This window comes from Roseomonas aeriglobus, assembly GCA_016937575.1.
In the GTDB taxonomy this organism is placed as follows: Bacteria; Pseudomonadota; Alphaproteobacteria; order Sphingomonadales; family Sphingomonadaceae; genus Sphingomonas; species Sphingomonas aerigloba.
This window is the reverse complement of sequence record JAFHKN010000002.1, coordinates 823,306-849,630: the sequence shown is the minus strand read 5'-3', so window position 1 is coordinate 849,630 and position 26,325 is coordinate 823,306. Positions and strand designations below refer to the sequence as shown.

19 protein-coding genes are annotated in these 26,325 nt (G+C 66.1%); 10 read left to right on the top strand and 9 right to left on the bottom strand.

Annotation, left to right across the window (positions count from 1 at the left end):
* Nucleotides 1-34: 34 nt before the first annotated feature.
* Nucleotides 35-304: a hypothetical protein gene (locus tag JW805_04585; GenBank protein MBN2971290.1), complete on the top strand. Its 270-nt coding sequence runs from the start codon at nucleotides 35-37 to the stop codon at nucleotides 302-304.
* Between the two features lie 142 nt (nucleotides 305-446).
* On the opposite strand, the gene JW805_04580 is transcribed toward JW805_04585, so the two are convergent.
* The 4 genes from JW805_04580 to JW805_04565 form a co-directional block, all read right to left on the bottom strand.
* Complete coding sequence (locus tag JW805_04580; protein MBN2971289.1) at nucleotides 447-917, bottom strand: hypothetical protein; 471 nt, start codon at nucleotides 915-917, stop codon at nucleotides 447-449.
* Nucleotides 914-3,559 (bottom strand): pyruvate, phosphate dikinase, encoded by a 2,646-nt coding sequence (locus JW805_04575; GenBank protein MBN2971288.1) that lies wholly within the window; start codon nucleotides 3,557-3,559, stop codon nucleotides 914-916. The genes JW805_04580 and JW805_04575 overlap by 4 nt, the downstream gene beginning before the upstream one ends.
* Before the next feature lie 73 nt (nucleotides 3,560-3,632).
* Entirely contained in the window at nucleotides 3,633-6,005 is a 2,373-nt protein-coding gene (locus JW805_04570) for a glycine--tRNA ligase subunit beta (protein MBN2971287.1), read from the bottom strand.
* Nucleotides 6,006-6,147: 142 nt separating this feature from the next.
* Nucleotides 6,148-6,987, bottom strand: coding sequence for a glycine--tRNA ligase subunit alpha (locus tag JW805_04565; GenBank protein MBN2971286.1), 840 nt, complete (start codon nucleotides 6,985-6,987; stop codon nucleotides 6,148-6,150).
* A 242-nt stretch (nucleotides 6,988-7,229) separates the two neighbouring features.
* Here JW805_04565 and JW805_04560 point away from each other — a divergent pair, with 242 nt between their 5' ends.
* The 4 genes from JW805_04560 to JW805_04545 all read left to right on the top strand — a co-directional run bounded on the left by JW805_04560 (nucleotide 7,230) and on the right by JW805_04545 (nucleotide 9,904).
* Nucleotides 7,230-7,433 carry a helix-turn-helix transcriptional regulator gene (locus tag JW805_04560; GenBank protein ID MBN2971285.1) on the top strand — a complete coding sequence of 68 codons (204 nt, stop codon included), beginning with the start codon at nucleotides 7,230-7,232 and terminating at the stop codon, nucleotides 7,431-7,433.
* Nucleotides 7,426-7,863 (top strand): hypothetical protein, encoded by a 438-nt coding sequence (locus JW805_04555; GenBank protein MBN2971284.1) that lies wholly within the window; start codon nucleotides 7,426-7,428, stop codon nucleotides 7,861-7,863. Before JW805_04560 ends, JW805_04555 begins: the two co-directional genes overlap by 8 nt.
* Before the next feature lie 52 nt (nucleotides 7,864-7,915).
* Entirely contained in the window at nucleotides 7,916-8,803 is an 888-nt protein-coding gene (locus tag JW805_04550) for a TraB/GumN family protein (GenBank protein MBN2971283.1), read from the top strand.
* 324 nt (nucleotides 8,804-9,127) lie between these two features.
* Nucleotides 9,128-9,904 (top strand): sulfite exporter TauE/SafE family protein, encoded by a 777-nt coding sequence (locus tag JW805_04545; GenBank protein MBN2971282.1) that lies wholly within the window; start codon nucleotides 9,128-9,130, stop codon nucleotides 9,902-9,904.
* A 200-nt stretch (nucleotides 9,905-10,104) separates the two neighbouring features.
* Here the strand turns inward: JW805_04545 and JW805_04540 are convergent, their stop codons facing one another.
* Nucleotides 10,105-10,581 (bottom strand): helix-turn-helix transcriptional regulator, encoded by a 477-nt coding sequence (locus JW805_04540; protein ID MBN2971281.1) that lies wholly within the window; start codon nucleotides 10,579-10,581, stop codon nucleotides 10,105-10,107.
* Between the two features lie 135 nt (nucleotides 10,582-10,716).
* Between JW805_04540 and JW805_04535 the strand changes: the two genes are divergently transcribed.
* From JW805_04535 to JW805_04515, 5 genes are all read left to right on the top strand, one after another.
* The gene (locus JW805_04535; protein MBN2971280.1) at nucleotides 10,717-11,019 is read left to right on the top strand and encodes a hypothetical protein; all 303 of its coding nucleotides are present in this window, start codon (nucleotides 10,717-10,719) and stop codon (nucleotides 11,017-11,019) included.
* A 59-nt stretch (nucleotides 11,020-11,078) separates the two neighbouring features.
* A complete protein-coding gene (locus tag JW805_04530; GenBank protein MBN2971279.1) occupies nucleotides 11,079-13,160 on the top strand; it encodes a bifunctional (p)ppGpp synthetase/guanosine-3',5'-bis(diphosphate) 3'-pyrophosphohydrolase in 2,082 nt (693 codons plus the stop codon).
* 207 nt (nucleotides 13,161-13,367) lie between these two features.
* Complete coding sequence (locus JW805_04525; protein MBN2971278.1) at nucleotides 13,368-16,466, top strand: TonB-dependent receptor; 3,099 nt, start codon at nucleotides 13,368-13,370, stop codon at nucleotides 16,464-16,466.
* Between the two features lie 125 nt (nucleotides 16,467-16,591).
* Complete coding sequence (ggt, locus tag JW805_04520; protein MBN2971277.1) at nucleotides 16,592-18,307, top strand: gamma-glutamyltransferase; 1,716 nt, start codon at nucleotides 16,592-16,594, stop codon at nucleotides 18,305-18,307.
* A gap of 244 nt (nucleotides 18,308-18,551) precedes the next feature.
* Nucleotides 18,552-20,021: an amidohydrolase gene (locus JW805_04515; protein ID MBN2971276.1), complete on the top strand. Its 1,470-nt coding sequence runs from the start codon at nucleotides 18,552-18,554 to the stop codon at nucleotides 20,019-20,021.
* 177 nt (nucleotides 20,022-20,198) lie between these two features.
* On the opposite strand, the gene JW805_04510 is transcribed toward JW805_04515, so the two are convergent.
* The 4 genes from JW805_04510 to JW805_04495 are packed head-to-tail and all read right to left on the bottom strand — an operon-like array spanning nucleotide 20,199 to nucleotide 26,139.
* The gene (locus JW805_04510; GenBank protein MBN2971275.1) at nucleotides 20,199-22,034 is read right to left on the bottom strand and encodes a hypothetical protein; all 1,836 of its coding nucleotides are present in this window, start codon (nucleotides 22,032-22,034) and stop codon (nucleotides 20,199-20,201) included.
* A complete protein-coding gene (locus JW805_04505) occupies nucleotides 22,031-23,023 on the bottom strand; it encodes a TniB family NTP-binding protein (protein MBN2971274.1) in 993 nt (330 codons plus the stop codon). The genes JW805_04510 and JW805_04505 overlap by 4 nt, the downstream gene beginning before the upstream one ends.
* 1 nt (nucleotide 23,024) lies before the next feature.
* Nucleotides 23,025-25,223 (bottom strand): hypothetical protein, encoded by a 2,199-nt coding sequence (locus tag JW805_04500; GenBank protein ID MBN2971273.1) that lies wholly within the window; start codon nucleotides 25,221-25,223, stop codon nucleotides 23,025-23,027.
* A gap of 1 nt (nucleotide 25,224) precedes the next feature.
* Nucleotides 25,225-26,139, bottom strand: coding sequence for a hypothetical protein (locus JW805_04495; GenBank protein ID MBN2971272.1), 915 nt, complete (start codon nucleotides 26,137-26,139; stop codon nucleotides 25,225-25,227).
* Between the last annotated feature and the right edge of the window lie 186 nt (nucleotides 26,140-26,325).

Sequence of the window (26,325 nt, the reverse complement as noted above, 5' to 3'; positions counted from 1 at the left end):
ATCGTTGAGCCTGCGTAACAGGAGGTCCGACGCCATGCTTTTCTCGACGCCCACCCAGTTTGCGGTCCTCGCACTTTGCGTGCTCGCCGGCTTCATCTTCGGCCTCGCTGCCCGGTCGGGTGGTAAGGCCAAGGCCCGCCTGCGTGCGGTGGAGGCGGAGCATGCGGCGTATCGCAAGGACGCCGAGGCACGGATCAAGGCAGCGGAAGCCGACCGCGACCGGATCGCGCGGGCATCGCCGGTGACGGCATCGACGATGGGCGTGGTGCCGCAGAGCGAAGCGCGGCCGGTGGATCGGGTCTGACGGTTAGTGGGGCCGGCCTGAGCCGGATTGCCCCCTCCATTCGTCACCCCCGCGAAGGCGGGGGTCAATTCTGGCTGACTTCACGGCCCAGACCCGCACGCTCTCCATCAATTTATCCCCGCCTCCGCGGGGATGACAAGCGTTAGCGGTGAAGATTGGCCGCAGCGTAGCGTTCAATGACTTCGGCCAGCGGTATTCCGTCGCCCGCTAGAACGAGCGCCCGGATCATCAACACCGGATCGCCCGACAACCGCTCGCACGCCAGCGTTTCCCGCCGCGGGTCGAGCGGCGCGATGACCCGTCCGAACGGTGTGTCCGTCGCGTCCAGCGTCGCGAGCATCTCCGCCGTCAGCCGCTCCGGTACGAACCAGTTGTCGGCCTCCGACAGAAGCACGTCTTCGGACAGCAACCGCACGCGCCGGAAGCCCAGCACCGCGTCCGCCCCGACGCGCAGCCGCGCTCGCGTCTCCGCCGATGCCTCCGCCGTCGCCGCGATCCGCTCGGCGCGAACCGGTCCGCCAGCCCACGCCTCCAGCACGCGGGTGACGACGCCCCCTGCGGTCAGATCGGCTTCGAACGCGTCAAGCGCGCTCGAAGCAACGGCCGGCGTCACTTCGCCGCAAGCGCGGCCTGCGCCGCCGCCAGCCGCGCGATCGGCACGCGGTAGGGGGAGGCGCTGACGTAATCGAGGCCGACCGACTCGCAGAACGCGATCGACGCCGGATCGCCGCCATGTTCGCCGCAGATACCGAGCTTGATGTCTCCGCGCGTCGCGCGGCCGCGGTCCGCGGCGAGCTTCACCAGTTCGCCTACGCCTTCGACGTCCAGGCTGACGAACGGGTCCTTGGCGTAGATGCCCTGTTCGACATAGTCGGTCAGGAAGCGCGCGGCGTCGTCGCGGCTGACGCCCAGCGTCGTCTGCGTCAGATCGTTGGTACCGAACGAGAAGAACTCGCCGGCTTCGGCGATCTCACCGGCACGCAGCGCCGCGCGCGGCAGCTCGATCATCGTGCCGACCAGATAGTCGACGCGCTTGCCCGTCTCCGCGAACACCGCTTCGGCGGCCGTGTCGACGACCGCCTTCATCAGCTCCAGCTCACGCTTGGTCGCGACCAACGGGATCATGATTTCTGGCACCGGCGCGGTGTCCAGGCTGACCGCCGCCTCGAAGATCGCGCGCGCCTGCATCTCGTAGATTTCGGGGTACGTCACACCCAGCCGACACCCGCGGTGGCCGAGCATCGGATTGAATTCGTGCAGCTCGGCCGCGCGGCGCTTCAGCGTGTCGACATCGAGGCCGGTCGCCTTCGCCACATCCTCGAACTCCGCATCGGCGTGCGGCAGGAATTCGTGCAAGGGGGGATCGAGCAGACGGATCGTGCAAGGTAGGCCCGCCATCGTCTCGAAGATCTCGACGAAGTCGCTACGCTGTTCGGGCAGCAGCTTGTCGAGCGCGGCGCGGCGGCCGGCTTCGTCGTTCGCCAGGATCATCTGGCGGACGCTAGTGATGCGGCTCGCCTCGAAGAACATATGCTCGGTGCGGCACAGACCGATGCCTTCCGCGCCGAAATCGCGCGCGGTGCGGCAGTCGAGCGGGGTTTCGGCGTTGGTGCGGACCTTCATCCGGCGGATGCCGTCGGCCCATTCCATCAGCGTGCCGAAATCGCCCGACAGTTCGGGCTGCACGGTCGGGACGGCGCCCGCCATCACTTCGCCGGTCGAGCCGTCGATGGTGAGCACATCGCCTTCGCGCACTTCACGGTCGCCCACGCGCATCACGCCCTTGCCGATCGACAGCGCGCCCGCGCCCGACACGCAGGGACGCCCCATGCCGCGAGCGACGACCGCCGCGTGACTGGTCATGCCCCCGCGCGCTGTCAGGATGCCCTTGGCCGCATGCATGCCGTGAATGTCTTCCGGCGACGTTTCGACGCGGACCAGGATGACGTCCTGCCCGTCCTTCGCCGCAGCCTCCGCCGCATCGGCGGTGAAGACGACCTTGCCCGACGCCGCGCCGGGCGATGCCGGCAGACCCTTGGTCAGCACGTCGCGCGGCGCCTTCGGGTCGAGCGTCGGGTGGAGCAGCTGGTCGAGCGCCGCCGGATCGATCCGCGCAATCGCCTCCTCGCGGGTAATCAGACCTTCGGTCGCCATGTCGACCGCGATCTTGAGCGCCGCCTTGGCAGTCCGCTTGCCGGCGCGGGTCTGGAGCATCCAGAGCTTGCCCTGCTGCACCGTGAATTCGATGTCCTGCATGTCGCGGTAATGGCGCTCGAGCAGATCGAAGACATTGGCTAGCTCACCATAGACCTCCGGCATCGCCTCTTCCATCGAGGCGGGCTTGGCGCCGGCGGCCTCGCGTGCGGCCCTGGTCAGATATTGCGGCGTGCGGATGCCGGCCACGACGTCTTCACCCTGCGCGTTGATCAGGAATTCGCCGTAATAGGCGTTGTCGCCCTTCGACGGGTCGCGGGTGAAGGCGACGCCGGTGGCCGAGGTGTCGCCCATGTTGCCGAAGACCATCGCCTGGACGTTGACCGCGGTGCCCCACGATGCCGGAATGTCGTTCAGCCGGCGATAGACCTTCGCCCGCTCCGACTGCCACGACCCGAACACCGCGCCGATCGCACCCCATAGCTGGTCGTGCACATCCTGCGGGAACGGCTTGCCCCACAGTTCCTCGACCAGCGCCTTGTATTCGGCGACCAGCTTGCGCCAGTCGTCGGCGGTCATGTCGGTGTCGAGGTAATAGCCGTTGTCTTCCTTGGCGATCTCCAGCGCTTCCTCGAAGCGGCTGTGGTCGAGCTCCAGGACGACGTCCGAATACATCTGGATGAAGCGGCGATAGCTGTCCCAGGCGAAGCGCGCGTCGTCGCTGACCGCGGCCAGGCCCTCCACCGTAGCGTCGTTGAGGCCGAGGTTGAGGACCGTGTCCATCATGCCGGGCATCGAGGCGCGGGCGCCCGAACGGACCGATACGAGAAGCGGGTCGGCCGCGTCGCCGAAGCGCTTGCCGGTGATGCTCTCGATGTGCGCGATGCCGTTGGCGACCTCGGCCTTGAGCGAGTCCGGGAACGTCCCGCCCTCGTCATAATAGACCTGGCACATCGGCGTACCAATGGTGAAGCCCGGGGGGACCGGCAGGCCGATCGACGCCATCTCGGCCAGGTTCGCGCCCTTGCCGCCGAGCAGATTCTTATCGCCGTTCCCGCCGTCGGACACCCCGCCGCCGAAACGGTACACATACTGCGTCATCGTTGCTGTTCCCCGTGTCCGTGTTCGCTCTTGCGGCGAAAGTTGAGAAAGTTGAGACGTGCGCGCGGCTGTCTCAACCTTCGATTTTCGAGAAGTCCGCCACCGCATGCACCGCATCGCGCATGCGGGCGAGCAGCCCCAGGCGGGCGGCGCGCTTGTCCGGATCGGCATCGTTCACCGTGACGCTCTCGAAGAACGCGTCGATCGGTGCGCGCAAGCTCGCCAGTGCCGCCATCGCCCCTTCGAAATCCTCCGCCGCCACGGCCGCCTTCGCCCGCGGCTCGGCCGAATCGAGCGCGGTACGCAGAGCCTCTTCGGCCGGTTCGGGCGTGTAGGAAAGCGACTTGTTCTCGCCCTGTTCGAACGTTTCCTTCTTCAGGATGTTCGCGGCGCGCTTATAGCCGGCGAGCAGATTCCTGCCGTTCTCGGACGTGACGAAGGCTTGCAGCGCGTGCACGCGGGCGAGCAGGCGGACGAGGTCGTCCTCGCCGCCCAATGCGAACACCGCGTCGATCAGGTCGTGGCGGACGCCAGCTTCGCGCTGCTGGACCTTCAGGCGGTCGGCGAAGAATTCGCCGACGTATCTACCAAGCTTACTAGTCACCTGAAGCTCATTCTCGGCGACCGTCAAAAGCCTGTCGACAGAAGATTCGTCATACTTCTTTGCCAACTCATCACGCGCAGCTGAGTCAACCCGAGCACGAAGAATTTCTCGAAATGCTATATCTTCACCGACAAAATTTATTACACGTCGTGCCAGATAATCGAGCGTCCAGGTGTCGACAATCTTGGAGAACGAAGCCCGATATCGATTGAAAATCAACAACCTAATTACGCCAAGCGCCGCGCGCCGAAGAGCAAATGGGTCCTTCGATCCAGTCGGAAACTCGCCGATTGCAAAAAATGCGCACAGGCTGTCCAGCTTGTCCGCCAGCGCGACAGCCACCGTCACCGGATCGGTCGGCACGGCGTCGCCCTGCCCGACCGGCTTGTAATGATCGCGGATCGCGGCGGCGACGCGGGAGTCTTCGCCCTGGGCGGCGGCGTAATAGCCGCCCATCAGGCCCTGGAGTTCGGGGAATTCGCCGACAATGCCGGTGACGAGGTCGGCCTTGGCGAGGCGGGCGGCGCGTTCGGCGAGGTCGGCCAACTGCTCCCTCTCCCCTTCAGGGGAGTTCCGGGTCGGTTGTGCCCCCGGCACAACCTCAACATCGTGGGGCGATGTTGACCCGGAACTGGTCGGGGAGCGGGGCGGTGCGGCGGGCGACGGGCTCGGTGAGACAGTGTCCCCCTCTCCCAACCCTCTCCCCTGAAGGGGAGAGGGCTTTACGATCCCCTCTTCGACCAGCCACCGCGCCAGCTTAGCGACGCGGTCGACCTTGTCGGCGACCGTGCCCAGCTTCTCGTGGAAGACGATCTTTTCCAGCTTCGGCGTCAGCTCTTCGAGCTTCGTCTCGAGGTCCGTTTCGTAGAAGAAGCGCGCGTCGCTCAGGCGGGCGGCGAGGACCTTGCGGTTGCCCTCGACGATTTTCTCGCCGCCGTCGGTCGCATCGATGTTGGCGACGCAGACGAAGGCGTTGGCGAGCTTGCCGTCGGCGTCGTTACACACGAAATACTTCTGGTTCACGCGCGCGGTCAGCTGGATGACTTCGGGCGGCACGCTCAGGAATTCGGGGTCGAACCGGCCGAGCAGCGGCACCGGCCATTCGGTGAGGCCGGCGTTCTCCTCCAGCAGCCCTTCGTCGCGGATCAGCGTGAGCCCGGCGTTGGCGGTCAGCATCGTCGCGCCCATCGCGATGATGCCGGCGCGTTCGGCCTGGTCGACGATGACGTGGCACGCACGCAGCTTCTCGAGGTAATCCGCCGCCGAGCCGATCGTGATCGCGCCCGGATGGTGGAAACGGTGGCCGACGGTCGCGGCGCCGCTGCGGATGCCGGCGACCTCGCAGTCGATCACGTCGCTGCCGAACAGCGCGACGATGCCTTGCAGCGGGCGGACCCAGCGCAGGGACTCGGTCGAGGCCGACGCCGCACCCCAGCGCATCGACTTGGGCCAAGGGAAGGCGCGGACGATCGCCGGGATCGCTTCGGCCAAGACTTCCTGCATCGGCCGCCCCGGACGCTTAATCGTTGCGAACCACACCCCATCGCTTTCAATCAGGTCATCGCGAGTGAGGCCGTTCTTTCTTAGAAAACCATCGAGCGCCGCGGGAGGTGCCGAAGTTCGCGGCCCCTTGATTTCAAGGTCCAGAGCTTCGGTTGCGTCAGGCAGGTTTGTCGCGATCAACGCTAGCCGGCGCGGCGTCGAATAGGTCGTTATCGGGCCGGTAAACTGATCCGCCTTCGCGAGTTCAGCTTCGAACAGCTTCGCCAGATCCTCGCGCGCACGCCCCTGCATGCGCGCCGGGATTTCCTCCGAGCGGAGTTCGAGAAGGAAATCGGTCATCAGCTCATCCTCCCCTGCAAGGAGAGGTGGCAGCCCGCAGGGCTGACGGAGGGGTGTCGCGCTATCCGGAGAGGGTTACACCCCTCCGTCGCGCTGGCGCGCGCCACCTCCCCTTGCAGGGGAGGATTGCCAAATCGGATCATCACGCCGTCCACCCGTTCTTGTCCATCCACGCCGCGCAGCTGCCCTTCGCCAAGTCGCGCACGCGGCCGATGTAGGCCTGCCGCTCAGCGACCGAGATCACGCCGCGCGCGTTCAGCAGGTTGAAGATGTGGCTCGCCTCGATCGCCTGTTCGTACGCCGGGATCGGCAGGCCGCGCGCAAGCGCGTTCTCGCACTCGGCCGCCGCCTTGCGGAACAGGTCGAACAGCGCGTCGGTCTCGGCGACCTCGAAGTTCCAGGTCGACATCTGGCGCTCGTTTTCCAGGAACACGTCGCCGTACGTCACGCCGTCGTCGTTGAACGCCAGGTCGTAGACGTTGTCCTTGTCCTGGATGTACATCGCCAGGCGCTCGAGCCCGTAGGTCAGCTCGCCCGCGACCGGCAGACAGTCGAAGCCGCCCATCTGCTGGAAATAGGTGAACTGCGTGACTTCCATCCCGTCGCACCAGACTTCCCAGCCCAGACCCCAGGCCCCAAGCGTCGGTGATTCCCAATCATCCTCGACGAAGCGGATGTCATGGGTCGCCATGTCGACGCCGATCGCCGCCAAGCTGCCCAGATACAGCTCCTGCAGATCAGGCGGACTCGGCTTCAGGATCACCTGATACTGGTAATAATGCTGCAGCCGGTTGGGGTTCTCGCCGTAGCGGCCATCGGTCGGGCGGCGGCACGGCTGGACATAGGCCGCCTTCCACGGATCGGGCCCCAGCGACTTCAGCGTCGTCGCGGGGTGAAACGTCCCCGCGCCCATGCGCATGTCATAGGGTTGCAGGATCACGCAGCCCCGCGCCGACCAATAGTCGTGCAGCGTCAGGATCATGCGCTGGAAGGAGAGCGGTTGGGTGTCAGTCACGTTTGCCGCACTGCCGCACGGGCGCCGGAGGGTCAAGCAAGGCAAACGCCACGGAACTCCAAACTGACAAGAACACAAAACATTTTGTCAGGTCTTGTTGACACAGTCGCGACTCGCTGTCATTTAGTCATGGAAACCTGACATTGGGTCAGGGGACGGTGACACAAAATGAGTGACGGAGATCACGGGCCATGCAACAGGAGGTAGAGATGAAGAATCGCCTCAAGGTGCTGCGCGCCGAACGCGACTGGAGCCAGGCCGACCTGGCCGTGCGGCTCGACGTGTCACGCCAGGCGGTCAACGCGATCGAGACGGGGAAGTATGACCCGTCCCTGCCGCTCGCGTTCAAGATCGGTCGCCTGTTCGACATGAAGATCGAGGAGGTGTTCGACGATGGTGACGGCAATGACTGAGCGGCGAACGGTACAAAAGAGCGCATCGGAACGCGCCAACCACCGGTTGCTCGCGATTTCGGGCGTGCTGGGCGGAGCGGTCGGCCTGGTGCTGGCGCTGACGGCGCTCGGCGGGCATCGCAAGGGTGATAATCTGAGCGACGCGATGCTCAACGGGCCGCTGCCGGTGTGGCTGGCGATCGTTCTCGCGCTGCTGTGGGGCGTGGTGATGCCGATCATCTCCTGGCGCTGGGAACGCGTCGTCGACGAACATGAGCGCGAGGCCTACCGCGACGGCGCGGTCGCCGGCTTCTACGCGCTGAGCATCGGCGGCCCGGTCTGGTGGGTGCTCGCCCGCGCCGATCTGGTCCGCCCGGTCGATCCGGTCGCCCTTTACGCCCTGGTGCTGGTCGCAACCGGCGGCGTGTGGCTGTGGCGCAAATATCGCTGAATTTCCCGACTTTCCCTTTTCAACACGAAGGACGCTGTTCATGAACCGCTTGATGAAAACTTCGCTCTCCGCCGTAGCCCTGTTCCTGGCGCTGCCCGCCTGCGCGCAGCAGGCCCCCGCCCCCGCCGCCAAGGACGCCGATCCTGCGCTGTGGGTGATGAAGGACGAGGACACGACGATCTATCTGTTCGGCACGGTCCACGTGCTGAAGCCCGGCCTCAGCTGGTTCGACGAAGCGGTGAAGACTGCGTTCGACGGGTCGAAGGAACTGGTGCTCGAAATGGTCGAGCCCAATGCGGCGACGATGCAGCAGATCGTGATGTCGAAGGCGACGCAGCCCGCCGGTACGACGCTGACCGCCAGCCTGCCCGAACCGACGCGCGGCAAATATGTGAAGGCGATGACCGACCTCGGCCTGCCGGCGACCGCGTTCGACAATTACAAGCCGTGGTTCGCCGCGGTGAACCTCAGCCTGATCCCGCTGATGAAGGCGGGTTACGATCCCAACAGCGGCGCGGAAAAGACGCTGACCGCCGCTGCCAAGTCCGCCGGCAAGACCGTCAGCGGGCTGGAGACGGCGGAACAGCAGATCGGCTTCTTCGATTCACTGTCGCCCAAGGCGCAGAGCGATTTCCTGAGCAGCACCGTCGACGAGATGCCCAAGATCGGCCAGACGATGGAAACGATGGTCAGCGACTGGGCCGCCGGCGCCCCGGACAAGCTGGCGGAAACGCTGAACGAAAGCATGAAGGATTCGCCCGAGGTCGCGAAGACCATCCTGTATGACCGCAACGCTCGATGGGCGACGTGGATCTCCGAGCGCATGAAGCAGCCGGGCACCGTGTTCGTCGCGGTCGGCGCCGGCCATCTGGCGGGCAAGGACAGTGTGCAGGACAAGCTGGGTGCGTACAAGCTGAAGGCGGTCCGGGTCGAATATTGATCCCACCGCCGCATTTGCGCGGCGGACATGACGGGGGCGCTGGCCGCGGTATCGCGCGGTCGGCGCCCTTTTTTCCCCCAAGGTTACCCTCGCCCGAAGGAAACGATGGGCTCGGGCGCGAGCCGGAGCCATGGCCGCCAAGGGTCTGCGTCGGCCAAGGCTTTGGCTGGCGCCGGAGCACGAGCGGTTTGGCGGACAGGGCTCGGGCAGTTCGTAGACAGTGAACGGCCGAACCCGCCGCCTTCGCCGCCCGGCAAACAAAAACTGTCTGGCGCCTCCTCCGACGCTTCGCCACACCTGCGTCATGTCCGATACCTGCCGCTCATGACCGCGATCGACCCGCTGTATTCGCTTGCCGGCGTCGCTGTGGGCATGATCGTCGGCCTGACCGGGGTCGGCGGCGGATCGCTGATGACGCCGCTGCTCGTGCTGGCCTTCGGCTTTCATCCCGTCACCGCAGTCGGTACCGACCTGCTTTATGCCGCGGCGACCAAGACGGTGGGCACCGCGGTGCACGGCTGGCGCGGAACGGTCGACTGGCGCGTCGTCCGACGACTGGCGACCGGCAGCCTGCCGGCAACGATCGTCACGCTGATCCTGCTGCAACGCGCCGGCGTCCGCCAGGCGGATACCGGTCACGTCGTCAGCATCCTGCTGGGCGTGACGTTGCTGCTGTCGGCGGTTGGCACCCTCCTGCGCGGACGGATCACACGCTGGATCGCCCGCTTCCCGCCGATGGGCGAGCATCGCGTGGCCGGGGCGACGATCGTGGTCGGCGCCATCCTGGGCGTTCTGGTGTCGCTGACGTCGGTCGGCGCCGGCGCGCTGGGAATGACGGCGCTGCTGCTCCTCTATCCCGGCCTGCCGGTCAATCGGCTGGTCGGGTCCGACATCGCCCATGCCGTACCGCTGACGTTGCTCGCAGGGGTCGGACATTGGATGCTGGGATCGGTCGACGTGATGTTGCTGGCGTCGCTGCTGATCGGGTCGGTGCCGGGCATCATCATCGGCAGCCTGATCGCGACGCGCGTATCCGACCGCGCGTTGGCGCCGGTGCTGGCGGTGGTCCTGGCGATCGTGGGTGTGCGGTTGATGGTGTAGGGCGCGCAATACCACCAACACACCGTTCGGGCTGAGCGTGTCGAAGCACCGTTCTTCGTGCCGAGAGGGCATACGGTCGTATCGCCGAACGGCCCTGCGGCCAGGGTCCCATCAATGTAAGACTTTGGTGGGTGCCCAACAGGCTCCGGGCGAACGGGAACAGGAGCGCCCTGCCCCGCCCCGCCAACGAATGGCCGGGTTCAGCCGATGTCGCTTTCCAGATCGGCGCGAAGCACCCATTTCAGGTCCTCCTTCTCCAGCTCGCGCCCGTCCTGGCTCAGCACCCGTACCGGACGGATCGGCTGACCGTCTCGCGCATCGACCAGAACCGGATCGGCCGGCTTGCCCGTTTCCCAGCGTTCGCCCCATTGGCGCAGCGCGACCATCGTCGGCAGCAGCGCGTGTCCCTTGTCGGTCAGGCGATATTCGATCTTGCGGCGATCGTCGGCCATCGCCCGCCGTTCGAGGATGCCGTGGTCGACGAACCGCGCCAGCCGATTGGCCAGGATGTTGCGCGCAATCCCCAGCTCGGACTGAAATTCCTCGAAATGATGATAGCCGTTGAACGCGGCGCGCAGGATCAGGAACGCCCAGCGCTCCCCCATCGCTTCCAGCGCCGCGGGCAGGCTGCACGTCGCAGCCAATTCCCTCAGTGGCTCTCGGACTTTCGACACCATTTCCGCACCCTACGCCTAAAATTAGGCGAATTCGAACCAAATTTCCGCTGCACGGCAGCATAGGTTTCCGATTGCAACTTACACGAAGGTCGTTTAGGTAGCGAATCGAAACTCATGCTCAGCAGGGAATTTTCCATGAAGACTGTTGCCGCACTCGCCGCCGCCCTCGTCGCCGTAACCAGCGCCGCCCCCGCTATCGCCCAGGCCGGCTATTACAGCGCCACGCCGAAGGCCGAATTCGGTAAGGCGAGCGTCGTCACCCGTTCGACCATGTGGAAATGCGCCGGCGGCACCTGCACCGCCCCGCGCGCCGGCGAACGCGACGCCGTCCTGTGCGAATTGGTGGTCCAGCGCGTCGGCGCGCTCAGCAGCTTCTCGGCCGGCGGCACGCCGTTCGGTGAGGATGCGCTCGCCAAGTGCAACGCCCGCGCCCGCTAATCCGGGTCAGCGGCACAAAAGCATTGCAATGCAGCAGTACGCTATCCCATCTTGGCGTCGTGCTGCGCCAATATGAACTCGTCGATCGGGTCCTGAGCTACGACCCCCAGGCCGATGAGGCCATGCTGAACCGCGCCTATGTGTTTTCCGTCAACGCGCACGGGACACAGAAGCGCGCCAGCGGGGACCCGTATTTCAGCCACCCGATCGAGGTCGCGGGTATCCTGACGGACCTTCGGCTCGACGACGAGACGATCGCGACCGCGATCCTCCACGACACGGTCGAGGACACGGTCGCCACGCCCGAAGAGATCGAGCGGCTGTTCGGCGCCAATGTCGCGCGGCTGGTCGACGGCGTCACGAAACTCAGCAAGATCGAGGCGCAGACCGAAAGCCAGCGCGCCGCCGAAAACCTGCGCAAATTCCTGCTGGCGATGTCCGACGACATCCGCGTTCTGCTGGTGAAGCTGGCCGACCGCCTCCACAACATGCGCACGCTGCACTTCATCGCGAAGCCCGAGAAGCGCCGCCGCATCGCCAAGGAGACGATGGACATCTACGCCCCGCTCGCGGAGCGGATCGGCATGTACGAGTTCATGAAGGAGATGCAGACGCTCGCCTTTCGTCAGCTCGAACCCGAGGCGTATGAATCGATCACCAAACGCCTGACCGCACTGGAAGACGAAGGTCACCGGATCGAGAAGATCGGCGAGACCGTTCACTCGCTGCTGACCCGTGCCGGCATCGAGGCCGAGGTCGGCGGGCGCCAGAAACATCCCTATTCCATCTGGAAGAAGATGTCGGAGCGCCACGTCAGCCTGGAACAGCTCAGCGACATCATGGCCTTCCGCGCGATCGTCGCGACCGAGGAGGAATGCTATCGCGCGCTGGGCGTCATCCATCGCAAATGGCCGATGGTGCCGGGGCGGTTCAAGGACTATATCTCGACGCCCAAGCGCAACGGTTATCGCTCGCTCCACACATCGGTGTTCATCGGCGAAAATACGCGCATCGAAATCCAGATCCGCACCCATGCGATGCACGCGCAGGCCGAATATGGCATCGCTGCGCACTGGGCGTACAAGGCCGATGCGGTGCGCCCGGACACGCAGGTCAGCTGGGTCCGCGACCTGGTCGAAATCCTCGAGGCCGCCGAAAGCCCGGAGGAACTGCTCGAACACACGCGGATGGCGATGTACGCCGACCGCATCTTCGCCTTCAGTCCGAAGGGCGAGCTGATCCAGCTGCCCAAGGGCGCGACGCCGATCGACTTCGCGTACGCCGTCCACACCGATCTCGGCGACCAGGCGGTGGGTGCCAAGATCAATGGCCGCGTGGTGCCGCTGCGCACCGAAATCACCAACGGCGACAGCGTGCAGATCCTGCGATCGAAGGGCCAGATGCCGCAGTCGAACTGGCTGACCTTCGCCATCACCGGTAAGGCGCGTGCGGCGATCCGTCGGCATCTGCGCCACAAGGAGCGCGACGAGCGGCTGGCGCTGGGCCGCAAGCTGTACGACGACATCCTCCAGCGCCTGCCCGTCGCGGTCGGGGCGGATGCCGTCAAGGCGGCGATCCGTCGGCTGAAACTGACCGACATGGACGCGCTGCTCGAGGCGATTGCGCTGCGCAAGCTCTCCGATGCCGAGGTCATGGAGGCGCTGATGCCCGGTTCGGCAGGCGGCGAGGACGCGCACAAGGCGCCGCCGCAGCGCCACGCGATCACCATCACCGGCCTGACGCCGGGCGTCGCCTTCGACCTCGCGGAATGCTGCCGGCCGGTGCCGGGCGACCGTATCGTCGGTATCCGGCGCGAGGGCGAAGGCATCGTCGTCCACGAGATCGCCTGTCCGCAGATCGGCGACGACGGCGATTGGGTCGATCTGGCGTGGGGCGACACCGCGGAGGGCGGCATCGCGCGGATCAGCGTCACGCTGAAGAACGAACCCGGCGCCCTGGGCGCGGTTGCGACCGTCATCGGCGCGCACAAGGCCAACATCCTGGGCCTGCGCATGGACGACCGCGACACGACGTTCCACACCAATGCGATCGACGTCGAAGTTCGCAACGCGGCGCATCTGACGAAGCTGCTCGCGGCGCTGCGCGCGGCTGATGCGGTGAGCGACGCGCAACGGGCCTGAGGGCCGCACGACGCATTTCAAACACTTCATTGCAACTTCGCGCAACAAACTGTTGCCACGGTGCCACGCAGCCATTCGAAATGTCTTGAAAGCGTAACAACCACTATGGACCTATCGCCTTCCGGGCGCGAGGAAGGCGATTATACCGTCGGCAATCGACGACACCGCGGGGGCGGTGGCCATTACGAGATCACAGGGGGGTTGATCATGAAGCATATGTTGCTGCTGTCCGCGGCATGCGGCGCACTGATCGCGGCGGCGCCGGTCGCGGCGCAGACCGCGCAGGAAACGCCGGCCCCGCCCACGCCGACGCCGACCACCGAACAGGTTGAGGACGCGCTGGCGTCGGGCCAGGCGCCGGGCGGCGACATCGTCGTCGTCGGCTCGCAGATCCGCGGCACGTCGGTCACCGCCGCGCTGCCGGTCACCGTCGTCAGCCAGGACGACCTCGCCGCGATCGGCGCGACGTCGGGCGACGACCTGCTCCGCGCGATCCCGCAACTGGGCGACGTGACGTTCAACGCCAGCTATCTGCCCAACAGCTCGAACGCCGCGCGCGGCGACGTCGGCTCGGTCAACCTGCGCAACCTGGGCGTCGGCAACACGCTGGTCCTCATCAACGGCCGCCGCGTCGTCAACCACCCAACCAGCCGCGCGAACGAGAACCTGGTTCCCGTCCTGACCGTCAACAGCAACACCATCCCGAGCTTCGGCATCGAGCGGCTGGAAGTGCTGCGCGACGGCGCCGCCGCCATCTACGGGTCGGACGCGGTCGCGGGCGTGGTGAACACCGTGCTCCAGTCCGATTACTCGGGCGTCCAGTTCGAAGGGCAGATCGGCTTTGCCGAGGACACCAACCTGCTGGAGACGAGCCTGAACGTGCTCGCCGGCACGAACCTGGGCGGGCGCGGCAACATCACGCTCTACGCCAGCCGCGAGAGCCGCACGATGCTGCGCGCGGCGGACCAGGACTATACCGCGTCGGACAACAAGCAGCCGCTGTTCGTCGGCACCGGGCTGGAAGGCTCGACCGCGATCGACGGCCGCTCGACCATCACCCCGTGGGGCGTCTTCACCACCCGCGGCGGCGTGCCCGTCCGTGTCGGCACCGGAACCAGCGGCGCGCTGGTCACCAGCACCGCGGGCGTGTTCCACATCCAACCGACCGCGAACGGCGGCTGCTCTGCCGCCATCCCGTCGAACGCCGCGATCTGCATCGACGACGGCAACAACACCGCCGCTGCCGACCGCAACACCCGCTTCGACGCGACCCAGGCGTACAACCGCACGATCCTGCCGAAGGTCGAACGCTATAATTTCTTCGCGAACGGCCACTACGACCTGACCGATGGCGTCGAGCTGTTCGGCGAGGCAGGCTATTACAAGGCGTCGACCGAGAGCATCCAGAGCTCGCCCGGCACGCTTGCCGCAGGTCCGATCGTGATCCCGGCCAGCAACTACTACAACCCGTTCGGCCCGACCGGCAGCGCGAACCGCATTCCGGGGCTCAACACGCCCGCCGCCGGCCTGGCGGTGACGCTGACCAGCTACAATTTCTCGGACTTCGGCCCGAACTATGTGACCGTCGACAATGACCAGTGGCGCGGGCTGCTGGGTGTCCGGTTCAAGGCGCTCGGCATCGACTGGGAATCGGCGGCACTCTATTCCGAGGCGCAGGTCACCGACCGTTCGACCGGCATCAGTGCGACGCTGTTGCAGCAGCAGCTCGCGCTCAACACGCCCGACGCCTATAACCCGTTCAACGGCGCCGACGTGAACAATCCCAGCCTGCGCGACGCGACGCCGTCGAACCGCGCGGCAATCGATGCGATCCGCATCACCACCGCCCGCCGCAGCAAGGCGACGCTGGCGCTGGCCGACATCAAGGGGTCGAAGGCCGATCTGATCCGCCTGCCCGGCGGCAACCTGGGCATCGCGTTCGGGGCGGAAGCGCGCCGCGAGACGCAGCTCGACGACCGTGATCCGCGTGTCGACGGGACGATCCAGTTCACCGACAGCGTGACCGGCTTCGTCAACGTGTCCGACCTGGTCGGCACCAGCAACTCGCCCGACACCAGCGGCCGTCGCAACGTGTACGGCGCCTATGTCGAACTGGCCGTGCCGGTCGTGTCGCCGTCGATGAACATCCCGTTCGTCGAGCGCCTGGAATTCCAGGTCGCCGGCCGCGCCGAACATTATTCGGACGCCGGATCGGTCGCGAAGCCTAAGATCGCCGGCGCCTGGGACATCGTCAACGGCCTCCGCCTGCGTGGGTCGTACGCGGAAAGCTTCCGCGCGCCCAACCTCGAACAGGTCAATGCGCGCCTGGTCACCCGTTCGAACACGCGGCTCGACCCGATCCGGTGCGAGGCGCAGCTGCGTCGCGGCGTCATCGCCACCTGGAGCGCCTGCGGCCAGAGCTTCGCCACCACCGCGCAGCGCGCCGGCAACCCGGACCTGAAACCCGAACAGTCGACCAACGTGACGGCGGGCGTCGTGCTCCAGCCGCACTTCCTCGATCGCGCGATCGGCCGCATCACGCTGACCGCCGATTACTGGCGCATCAAGCAGCGCGACATCGTCGGCATCTTTGGTGAGGGCAATGCGCTCATCAACGACTATCTGCTGCGCGTCGGCGGCCAGACCGACCCGAACGTCATCCGTGCCGATCCGACCGCGGACGACGTCGCGCTGTTCCAGGGTTCGGGCCTGGCGCCGGCCGGCCGCGTGCTGTTCGTCCGCGACCAGTATCGCAATCTGCAGCCGCAGACGGTGTCGGGCTGGGACTTCGGCTTCAACTGGCGCGTCCGCGACTTCGGCATCGGCCGGATTACGGCTAATGTGAATGCCGCATATCTGAAGACCTACTTCCTCACCCCCTCGCCCGACGTCCAGACGCTGATCGACGCGCGCGCGGCCGGCACGATCAACAAGGACACCGTCATTTCGGACGGCGGCGACCAGGTCCGCGTCAACGGCAAGCCCGAATGGCGCGTCACGGGATCGCTGACCTGGTCGAAGGGGCCGTTCCAGATCGGCACCTTCACCAGCTACGTCAGCGACGTCGACGATACCGGCGCGACGATCAACGGGGTGCCGTGGCAGGTCGACGGGCGGACTACGCTCAACCTCTACGGCCAGGTCAGCTTCGGCAGCCGCCGCGACGGCGAAGGCCGCCACCGCTTCCGCATGGGCGTGCGCAACCTGACCGACAAACAGCCGCCGCTCAGCACCGACGGCTTCCTGGGCGCGCTGTACCAGCCCTATGCGCGCTACTGGTACGTCAACCTGCAGTCGAGGTTCTGAGCATGTACCACGCCACCAAATCCGTTCGGGCTGAGCGTGTCGAAGCCCTGTCTTTCTTCCGAGCCACACCCGCCCGCGGCACGAAGAAGGGCAGCCTTTCGAAAGGCTCAGGGCGAACGGCATTGGTGGCGTTGGCAGCCATGCTCGTCGCCCAACCCCTCTCCGCGCAGGAAGAAGGCCCCGCCCCCGCCCCGCGCCAGGGCACCGGCGGGGACATCGTCGCCTACGACCAGATCCACAAACCGGTCGTCGGTCGCGGCGGCATGGTGGTCAGCCAGAACGCCATCGCGTCGCGGGTCGGCGCGGACATTCTGCGCAAGGGCGGCAACGCGGTCGACGCTGCGGTGGCGATGGGCTTCGCGCTTGCCGTCACGCTGCCGCGCGCGGGCAATATCGGCGGTGGCGGCTATATGCTGATCCACATGGCCCCCAGGAACGGCAAGCCCGCCTCGACCATCGCGATCGACTATTACGGTCAGGCCAGCCGCAACACGACGCCCGACCTGCTGCTGGGTGCCAACGGCCGGGTCGATCCGGACAAGAATTATTCGATGAAGGGCGTCGCCATTCCCGGCACGGTCGCCGGGCTGTGGGCCGCCCACAAGCTGTACGGCGCGCTGCCCTGGGGCACGCTGATCGCACCCGCGATCGCGATGGCGGAAAATGGTGTCGCCTTGTCCGATGACGAGGCGAGCGCCAACGCCGCGCAGAAGAAGGCGATGTCGGACGATCCTGCCGCCCTCGCCATGTTCTTCAAGCCCGACGGCACGGCCTATACCGCCGGAGAGACGTGGAAGCAGCCCGATCTCGCCGCGACGTTGAAGCTGATCGCCGCGGGCGGTCGCGACGCCTTCTACACCGGTCCCTTCGCCGAGAAACTGGCGGCGGGAATCAAGGCCGGCGGCGGCGTGATCGATGCGCAGGATCTGGCCGATTACAAGGTGGTCGTCTCCGCGCCGATCTGGTCGAGCTACCGCGGGTCACAGATCGCCTACATGCCCCCCACCGCCTCGGGCGTGTCGGTGGCCGAGGCGATGAACATCCTCGAACGCTTCGCGGTCAAGGAACAGCGCTGGGGCTCGGTCGCCAACCTCCACCTGCTATCGGAAACGATGAAGCTGGTGTCGGCCGATCGTCGCCTGGTCGGCGGCGGACCCGACTGGCGCTCGCCGACCAAGGGCCTGGCGAGCAAGGGCTATGCCGAGGAACGCGCGAAGCTGATCCGCCCCGACACGTCGCTTGGTGCAAAGGATGTCGCGGACGGCAATCCCTATCCGTTCGAAAGCAAGGATACGACGCACTTCTCGGTCGCCGACGCAGCGGGGAATGCGGTCAGCAACACCTACACGCTATCGGCCAGCTATGGCGCGCATGTGGTCGCGCCGGGCACGGGCGTGCTGCTGAACAATTCGCTCGGCAACCTTGCCTGGGGCCGCTCGGCCAACCCGGCAACCAAGCCTGTGCCGGGCAAGCGCGTGGGGTCGACGATCACGCCGATCATCGTGTTCAAGGACGCCAAGCCCTGGTTGGTCACCGGCACGCCCGGCGGCGGCTATATCATCGCGACGATGGTGCAGATGCTGTCGAACGTACTCGATCACGGTTTGAACGTTGCCGAAGCCGCCGAACGCCCGCGCATCAACCAGGGCGGCGGCGACGCGCCGTTGGAGCTGGAGGAAGGCTTCTCGCCGGATATCGTGCCGTTGCTGGAGGCGAAGGGGCACACCGTGCGACCGTCCAATACGATGGGCAGCACCCAGTCGATCATGGTGGAGGGTGACCGCTTCCTTGGCGCGGCGGATACGCGTCGCCCGGATGCCGCGGCGGTGGGGGTAAGGTGACCTCAATCCTCCCCTGAAAGGGGAGGTGGCGCGCGCCAGCGCGACGGAGGGGTGTAACCCTCTCCGGAAAGCTGGACACCCCTCCGTCAGGCCTGCGGCCTGCCACCTCCCCTTCCAGGGGAGGATGAAAGGCCCCTTCCAATGTTGGAAATTCACTGCTTCAACGTCTTCAATCAACACCAAAAGTGACAACTGAGGACGAATGCACCGCGTTATCGCAACTTTTGCCCGCCGAGGATCACCGATGAAGACCCTGCTGCTCGCCACCGCCCTGATCCTGCCCGCCGCGGTGCACGCCCAGACCGCCCCGCTGCCCGATGCGCAGCGCAGCGCGATCGTCGCCGGGGTCGATGGCCGCGCCGCGACGCTCGCCAGCACGGCCAAGACGATCTGGGATTTTTCCGAAGTCGGCTATCAGGAAACGAAGAGCTCGGCCCTGCTCCAGTCCGAACTCAGGAAGAGCGGCTTCACGGTGAAGGCCGGCGTTGCCGACATTCCGACCGCCTTCGTCGCCAGCTTCAAGAACGGCGCCGGCCCGGTCATCGCCATCCTCGCCGAATATGACGCTCTGCCCGGCACCGCGCAGACGACCGACCCGACCCGCAACCAGATCGCCGGCAAGGCCGCCGGTCATGCCTGCGGGCACAATCTGTTCGGCGCGGCGAGCATCACCGCGGCGATGGCGATCAAGGACTGGATGATCGCCAACAAGGTGCCCGGGGAACTGCGCGTCTACGGCACCCCGGCCGAGGAAGGCGGATCGGGCAAGGTGTATATGGTCCGCGCCGGCCTGTTCGACGACGTGTCGGCCACGCTCCACTGGCATCCGGGCAGCGCGAACATCGTGTCGGTCGGCCCGAGCCGCGCCAACATCTCGGGCAAGTTCCGCTTCAAGGGCCTGTCCGCCCACGCCTCCGCCTCGCCCGAGCGCGGTCGCTCCGCGCTCGACGGCATCGAAGTGATGAACGTCGCGGTCAACATGATGCGCGAGCACGTGCCCTCGTCGATTCGCATCCACTATGTCATCACCAACGGCGGCGAAGCGCCCAACGTCGTCCCCGACTTCGCCGAGAGCTATTATTACGTCCGCGACGTCGATCCGGCGCTGGTGAAGTCGGTGTGGGGCCGTGTGGTCAAGGCCTCCGAAGGGGCGGCGCTGGCGACCGAAACCAGCGTCACCAACGAGATCACCGGCGGCGTCTATTCGATGCTGGCGAACGAAACGCTGGCGAAGGTCATGGACCGCAACCTGAACGCGGTCGGCGGCGTCGCCTATACCGCGCAGGAAACCGCCTGGGCCACCGAACTTCAGAAGTCGCTGGAGGTGAAGCGGCCGCTCGACACCGCGGCGCGGGTCCTGCCACTCGGCCGCGGCGGCGATGGCGGCGGGTCGACCGACGTTTCGGACATCAGCTGGGTATCGCCGACGATCGGGCTTTCCACCGCGACCTGGGTACCCGGCACCCCCGCGCACAGCTGGCAGGCAGTCGCTGCATCGGGCATGTCGATCGGCGCGAAGGGCGGCGTGGTCGCGGCCAAGACGCTGGCGCTGACCGCGGCCGAACTCTTCCGCTCGCCCGATACGCTGGCGGCGGCGAAGGCGGAACTGCTCAAAGCGCGTGGGCCGGACTTCAAGTACGAAGCGATGCTCGGCAACCGCAAGCCGGCGCTCGACTATCGCAAGCCGATGGCGGCCGGGGCAACATCGGAGTAATCTCTCCGGTGCTCCGGCCAAGGCCGGAGCGCCGGCGGGCGTCAGGCTTCGATCGCCAAGGCCAAGGCTCCAGCCTTCGCCGCAGCACGATGATGTCGCGCGCCGGCAACTTAACTTTGTCACTGATCCGCGGCGCCACACTGATGCGAAATATCGAGAAGGCGCGAAGCAGGCAACTTAGCCGATTGCGGTCGCGAGACCGATCGCTACCAATGCGGGGCGAGACCAAGCCTTTCCGACACGAGGAAGATTGGCGCGCCGCAAGTTCCAGTAGGTGTGAGCAGGAACTTCTCCCGTCCGGGCGGCGAGTTCCCCGGTGAACACAACGCGTCGACATAGGTCGCGAACCGCTGCACGACTTACACCGTTACCCTTTCCACGCTTCTCCACGACGATGCCGGCCTCGGCAAGCGCGGCAATCGTCTCTTCGAAGTGCGCGCCCAAGATCTCCATGGTGTCGACGATCGAGAGTGAATCGACGCGCAGTGGGTCCGGCAGGCTCCGTTCCAAGCGACGTCCGAGAATGGTCATGCGTTCAACAAGCGCGCCCCGGACTCGATCCTCCTCCGACATCCAGAAGGGAATGGATCCATCCAGCATGCCATCGACGATCGCAGCCCAAGGCTTCTCGCCCGGATGCAGCGAAGCAGCGCGCCGCAATGGAACCGCGCTGCTGGCGATCGACGTAGACGCCGATCGAGTTCGCAGATCAGCGACGAGGGTCCGCAGCGAGGCGGCATCGATCTGCGGTCCGCCCCGCAGGACGGTCAGGCCGACCTCATCATGAACGATGAGCTTCCCGTCCGCCACTAGCTGCCCGATCGCATATATCGGGAGGTCGAGCTCGGCCGCGGCTACGGACGGCGTCACGGAAGCGTCCAGCAACGCCCTAAGCTGGTCGACGTCCTCCATCAGGTAGCGGGCGCGAATCCGCTGCCCGCTAGGCAGCTGCTCGAAGTGGATCGCGCCCGCCTCGCGAAGCTGCCTGAGCTGGACGGACGAACACCAGAGCACCGAACTTGCCTGGTTCGCGGAATAATACCGGTCGTGGCTGGCGAACACGCCGGATCCCCGGCCATCGAGACTAGGAAAGGCGAGATCCACGATGTCGCTGGTTTCGCGGCTCCAGGAGTTGGCCAGCCAGCGCAAGTCACTGCGCAGCCTTTCGTAGAGGCGGAGGTCCGCACCGGCCGTGGCAAGCCGCTGCTCCGCGTAGCGCTGGATGGAGTTCGGCCAATCCGCGATCACACCCATTCCGGTGCAGACGACATCGGCGCGCCGTCCCGCATCGTCTGTCGCGCGCAACTTCGAACCGCGGCCCACAACTTCGCTCGATAGGAGGGCGCCCGCCCGAAGCGCCAGCCGCACCAAGGCGGAGCGAGAGAAGGGCCGCAATGCCTCCGGCAGCCGCTGTTCCACCCCTCGGTTGCGCGCGGCGTTCTGTGAGACGAGATCCGCGAAGTCGCGGTAACGTTCCGCCAGTTCGGGTCTGAGCGGCGGATCGCCTGATGCAGGCACCGGCTCCCCGCAGCGGTCGCAGTTCGCGACACCGCGGGAAAACCGCCAGCCAAGCGGACCGCACGTCGGGCATTCGCTGACGAGCCGCTCCAGGGACGTGGGGCAGTATGGAAGCAGTATATTGAGCCAGGCAGCCTGATGGCGTCCACAATCCGACAGCGATAGCGGGGCGATACGTCGGCGGCTCTGTTCAATGAACGTGCTTGGAAGGTCGAGGTCGCCGAGCCAAACCGTAAGGCCGGTGCGGACGTAGGCGGCGGCCCGGACCAGGTCCGCGTCCATCCTCATGATGATCGCGACCCGATTCAGGTCGTTGCCGGCGACGAACTGGATGCCACCAGCCGGCGAGAGTTCGAGCCCTCCCCCCGTGAGCGCCGATCTGACGCAGCGCAGGCGGTGGTCGTGGCATGCGGCGCCGAAAGCTCCGACCAGGCTCTCGTCTGGGTGAATGTCGTATCCGAAGCGCAGACGCTTGGAGCCGAGCGGCGGCATCATGCGTGCGGCTTCGAGAATGGATCGTAGCGGATGAACTTGACCCGGAAGGCGTAGTTTCGCGTGGCGACGCTCAGGTCGTGCGCCTCGATCACGCCAGCTCCGCGGCGGATGGCGTGCTGGGCCGCCTCGCACACCAGACGACAAACCCGGCCAACATGGCCGCCGCTGACGATCGCCAGCGGCGTGCGCAGCCCCCTCTTGTCGAGACCGCTCAGCTCGTCGGTGATGCCACCGGCGACGAGCGACGCGTCCAGCTTTCCGCAGAACTCGAGGAATAGCCGCTTGTCCCGGCCGCTGTGCCGCACATCGAGGGGCTTCAGGGTCAATGGCGTGCCGAGCCTGGCCGCGAACTTCTCGTTTTCGTCGAAGAAGGCTTCCGAGGTCTCGTCCCCCACCAGAATGAGCGGCAGGACGCCGCGGTTGAGGAACGTCTTGAAGCGGTCGGTCACCTGCTTGGCGTCGGTAGTCTTGCGACCAAGATGCTGGACCTCGTCGCCTACCATCCCTTCGACGCCCAGCCTGCGAGCGAAGTGTTCCATCCTGTCCTCAAGTTCGTCGAGCTTCGCCTTCCCGTCCCAATGGTCGTCGCCCATGAGCCTCAGGGCCTGCCGATAGAAGGTCGCGACCGAGGTCGTCTTGTCGAGTTCCAGCCAGAGGATCTGGTATGGGTTCGGCGGGAGGCCGTTCGCGGCCCGGCGCTCCGCGGCCACCTCGATCATGCGTTCGACCATGCGCGACTTGCCCGCGCTGTAGTATTCGGAAAGCCGGCGCCCGTCGATCGCGCGGCCCAGCAGCGGCTGCATCGAGTCGATATAGTCGAGCAGCTCCTCGATGCGGTCCGTCTGCGGCTGGTGCTCGATGTAGTTCGTCTTGAAGAACGGCACGACGAGCTTCACGCGTTCGGCCCGCGCGCGATCGCTGTAGTCGGGGAGCCGGTCACCCCGGGCGGGTTCGGGCTGGATGCCGTAGGGATCCTTCGGGTTGTTCATGTCAGTGGTCCCTTGAGGGGTCGTGGTCGGAGAGGTCGTCCCAGTCGATGCCGCCCTCGTCATTCTCGGCGTCCTGCTCGAGCATCTGGAGGTTCGAGCGGGGCTTCGGTTCGAACCCGTCCCAGTCGTCCTTCGGCTTCTTGCCACCGCTCTTGGGAACGACGTCCTCGTCGCTGCGCGGCATGGGGCCGATGGTCGGCAGGTCGGCGCGGTCTCGGCCGCCGACGTCCGTCGGGATCATGAACGCCGAGAAATCGGTGAGATCGGGGTCGTCGGCCAGATCCTTGGCCTTGGTGCGCATCTCTACGGTTTCGAGCAGGGCGGCCGCCTTCTTGGAAACGGAATAGGGACCGGCGTTCAGGGCAGCGAGCTGCTTACGCTCGGACTTGTCGCGCTCGAGCGCGCGGTCGAGCGCGGTCTGGCCACCGTGAAGCCCCGCAGCCATGGCGTCCGTGTGAAATCGATGCTCCCAGCGGGTAAGGAACATCGTGTAGTCGGGGTCTGTGGACCACAGTTGCACGAACGCGTTGTTCGCCTCGTCGAAGACCTCGATGACGTCGAGGTTCCAGTCGAATGCGCGGCAGGTCACGTCACATCGCGCCGTGCCGTCTAGTCGCGAGGCGAACGACTGCGCAGCCAAGTTCTCCGACAGCAGTTTCGTGATGCCGGTGCGGTTCCAGCGGTATAGGATGCCGTCGTGTGTCACGCCGTCCGTCGTCAGCACGCCCAGGACGGTGCGGGACACATTGCGGCGGACCTCTGCGGTGTCGGTGAGCCGGATGCCCTGACTGCTGATGTGTTCGAGCATCATCTGGTCAGGCGACATGCCGCCGCGCGCACTGCTGCCGGTGGCATTCCATTCGAGACGCAGCGCTTCGTCGTGCCGGACGAAGTCTGCTCGGGTCATGCTCGCCTCGGCCATCGGGTCGCGTCGGATCGAGCGCTTTCGGCTGCGCGGCGACAGGATGGTCCCCGGAAGGCCGTCCATTCGCCCCTTCCACCATCCTTGGTAGCTCTCAATGAGCGACTTCTCGTCGGCCCCGTAGGCTGAAGCGAGCTCGACGCGGGTGACGACGTTGGCGAGGTTGCCGAGAGACGATGGCGGAAGGATCGCCTTGTCATTGTCTCCCCGCAGGCGGCCGATCCGACCGAAGAACATTACCTTCATCGGGTTCTGCTCGCGCTGCTCGTCCGTGAGGACCGGCGGGGTGAGCACGCCGAGCAGCGCCCGCATTCCCATTTCGGAACGATACGGGCCGGCGAACAGCGAGCCGGGGAACACGTAGCCGCTCGCGAAGTCGATGCAGCTGACGCGCTTCAGCTTGGCGCTGGGGATCTGCACCTCGTCCGAGAAGAGGGATACCTGATCCAGCTCCGCGCCGTCGATCAGGATCAGGTCGAACGGCTTCAGGGCCGGGAAGCTCTCGCCGGAAGCAAGGAAAATCCTGTTGGCTTCGTGCTGACCATGCTTGGCTGCGACCGTATCCATGTTCTCGGCCTGGTTGATTCGGTTCACGATGGTGGTCTTCGTCGGCGGGGCGATGCCCAGGCCGGGCACGCCCTGCTCCTTCAGGCGGTGCCACGCTCCCGTGACTAGCGCCGCGGCACCCATCTTCTTGACGGCATCGACGCTCCAGTGGAGCGCGACGGCTTGGTGCACGAGGCGGTTCACGAGCGGAGGCAGCGGCGAGGAACCCTTTTCGCGTCCGCTGCGGTTGCATAGGCCGCCGACCTTCTCGTCGGTGGCCTGGAGCGTGTCCATGTGCCGCATGATCGAGCGACCGGAGGGAAAGTTGTCCGGATCGGGCCAGATGCCGAGGGTCTTGGCCCATTCCTGGAGCGGCCCCGCGGTCCGCTTCTTACCCAGGATGATGGCGCGCAGCGCGATGTCGTATTTGGCGACGGCCTTTGGCTGACGGGCCATCACGGCCGCCCGGTCGAGGCCGAGATACCGGCCGCGCCACTCGCTGATGGTCGACTCGCTCTCGCTGCACACCTTGAGCCGGCCGGCTTCGAACTCCTCGAATAGCCATGCCACCGTCGGCCGAACCCGGACGCCGGCCGCGGTCTCCACGAAGTATTCGGTGTTGTCGTCGAGGGCCCAGCGCAGAACGAAGCCGTCGACGCTCTCGACGAACGTTATGCGCGTGTCGTTGTGCTTGTGGACGGTGCCAGGCGGTATGTTGATCGGGCAGCCCATATCAGATCGCCTCCGGCGCGAAGCGCCCCAGGAGGTCGCGAAGGGCGAAGGCTCGGGCCGTTCGGGGGAGGACGACGGGCGTGTCGTCGGCGGGCTTGTCGCCGAGCTCGAACGAGACCACGCGGCGGAGCAGCATCGCGTAGAGCTTGTCTTCGGCATGCGACATGCGGCCGCCCAGCAGAGCGCACAGCGCGCCGTGCCGTATCACCGGCCCATGCGAAGCGAAGAGCGCCCGGACCGCCGCGGCCTCGTCGTCCGAGAAGCTGGTCAGGCGGGCGTCCATCGCGGCGATATGGGCTTGGAGAACCCGATCCTTTCGAAGTGGCTCGCCCTTGATGCGCAGCAGTGGGCCCAGGCCCTCAGTCTCGAGGGCGAGGCTGATGCGATCGAGCGGCCGCTTGACGCCCGGTGCGTTGAACCACGCGCCGCTGGACTTGATCTCGCCGATCGCGACCTCGTTGCGGTCGTTCTCGACCGCTACGTCGGGATACTTGGTGATGATGCGGCCGTCCGCCCGCCGGAACTTCAGCGCGAGCGGGTGGAACTGGAAGTCCAGGTAGCGCGGCATCAGCTCGAGATGGTCGGCGACTGCGGGCTCGTTCGGTCCTTCCATGACCTGCAGCCGGCGACACTTCTCGTAGAACGTGACGCTGGTGCCGTAGGGGCGCTTGTAGTTGATCGGGTTGCGCACTGGCCCGCCGTCGGCGGCGGAAGTGATGCTGATGAGCGTCCACCGCGCCGGGTCGCGTTCTCCATCGAGATGCTCGGCGTGGCGATGGGCATGGGGGACTTCACGCCCCGGATGGCGGGGCGGCCGCCGCGATGGCGTCCAGTCGGCCAGTGCGTGCCGAGCGCCCGCATGGAAGCCGACTAGTGGAACGAACCGATCGAAGCGGATGGGCGATACGGCGTTCATCCGCGGCCGCACAACGAACCGAGAAGCGCATCTCCCAAAAGGACGTTCACGTATCGTGTCATGTTCATTTCGCGGCGGATCCAAGGGCGGGGAGTGATATGCAGCTATTGGAGACGTCCGAAATATATGCTTGGCAGTCGTTCGCGCAAGCTGAAAATGCGACATTAAAGCTGAACGTCTTGCTTT

Excerpts from the sequence above, each read along its gene's own strand:
- JW805_04555 (MBN2971284.1), top strand. The coding sequence starts at position 7,426 with ATGACTGAGCGGCGAACGGTACAAAAGAGCGCATCGGAACGCGCCAAC.
- JW805_04560 (MBN2971285.1), top strand. The coding sequence starts at position 7,230 with ATGAAGAATCGCCTCAAGGTGCTGCGCGCCGAACGCGACTGGAGCCAG.
- JW805_04515 (MBN2971276.1), top strand. The coding sequence starts at position 18,552 with ATGAAGACCCTGCTGCTCGCCACCGCCCTGATCCTGCCCGCCGCGGTG.
- JW805_04535 (MBN2971280.1), top strand. The coding sequence starts at position 10,717 with ATGAAGACTGTTGCCGCACTCGCCGCCGCCCTCGTCGCCGTAACCAGC.
- JW805_04500 (MBN2971273.1), bottom strand. The coding sequence starts at position 25,223 with ATGGGCTGCCCGATCAACATACCGCCTGGCACCGTCCACAAGCACAAC.
- JW805_04525 (MBN2971278.1), top strand. The coding sequence starts at position 13,368 with ATGAAGCATATGTTGCTGCTGTCCGCGGCATGCGGCGCACTGATCGCG.
- JW805_04495 (MBN2971272.1), bottom strand. The coding sequence starts at position 26,139 with ATGAACGCCGTATCGCCCATCCGCTTCGATCGGTTCGTTCCACTAGTC.
- JW805_04565 (MBN2971286.1), bottom strand. The coding sequence starts at position 6,987 with ATGATCCTGACGCTGCACGACTATTGGTCGGCGCGGGGCTGCGTGATC.
- JW805_04585 (MBN2971290.1), top strand. The coding sequence starts at position 35 with ATGCTTTTCTCGACGCCCACCCAGTTTGCGGTCCTCGCACTTTGCGTG.
- JW805_04510 (MBN2971275.1), bottom strand. The coding sequence starts at position 22,034 with ATGATGCCGCCGCTCGGCTCCAAGCGTCTGCGCTTCGGATACGACATT.
- JW805_04570 (MBN2971287.1), bottom strand. The coding sequence starts at position 6,005 with ATGACCGATTTCCTTCTCGAACTCCGCTCGGAGGAAATCCCGGCGCGC.
- JW805_04550 (MBN2971283.1), top strand. The coding sequence starts at position 7,916 with ATGAAAACTTCGCTCTCCGCCGTAGCCCTGTTCCTGGCGCTGCCCGCC.
- JW805_04575 (MBN2971288.1), bottom strand. The coding sequence starts at position 3,559 with ATGACGCAGTATGTGTACCGTTTCGGCGGCGGGGTGTCCGACGGCGGG.
- JW805_04545 (MBN2971282.1), top strand. The coding sequence starts at position 9,128 with ATGACCGCGATCGACCCGCTGTATTCGCTTGCCGGCGTCGCTGTGGGC.
- JW805_04505 (MBN2971274.1), bottom strand. The coding sequence starts at position 23,023 with ATGAACAACCCGAAGGATCCCTACGGCATCCAGCCCGAACCCGCCCGG.
- JW805_04540 (MBN2971281.1), bottom strand. The coding sequence starts at position 10,581 with ATGGTGTCGAAAGTCCGAGAGCCACTGAGGGAATTGGCTGCGACGTGC.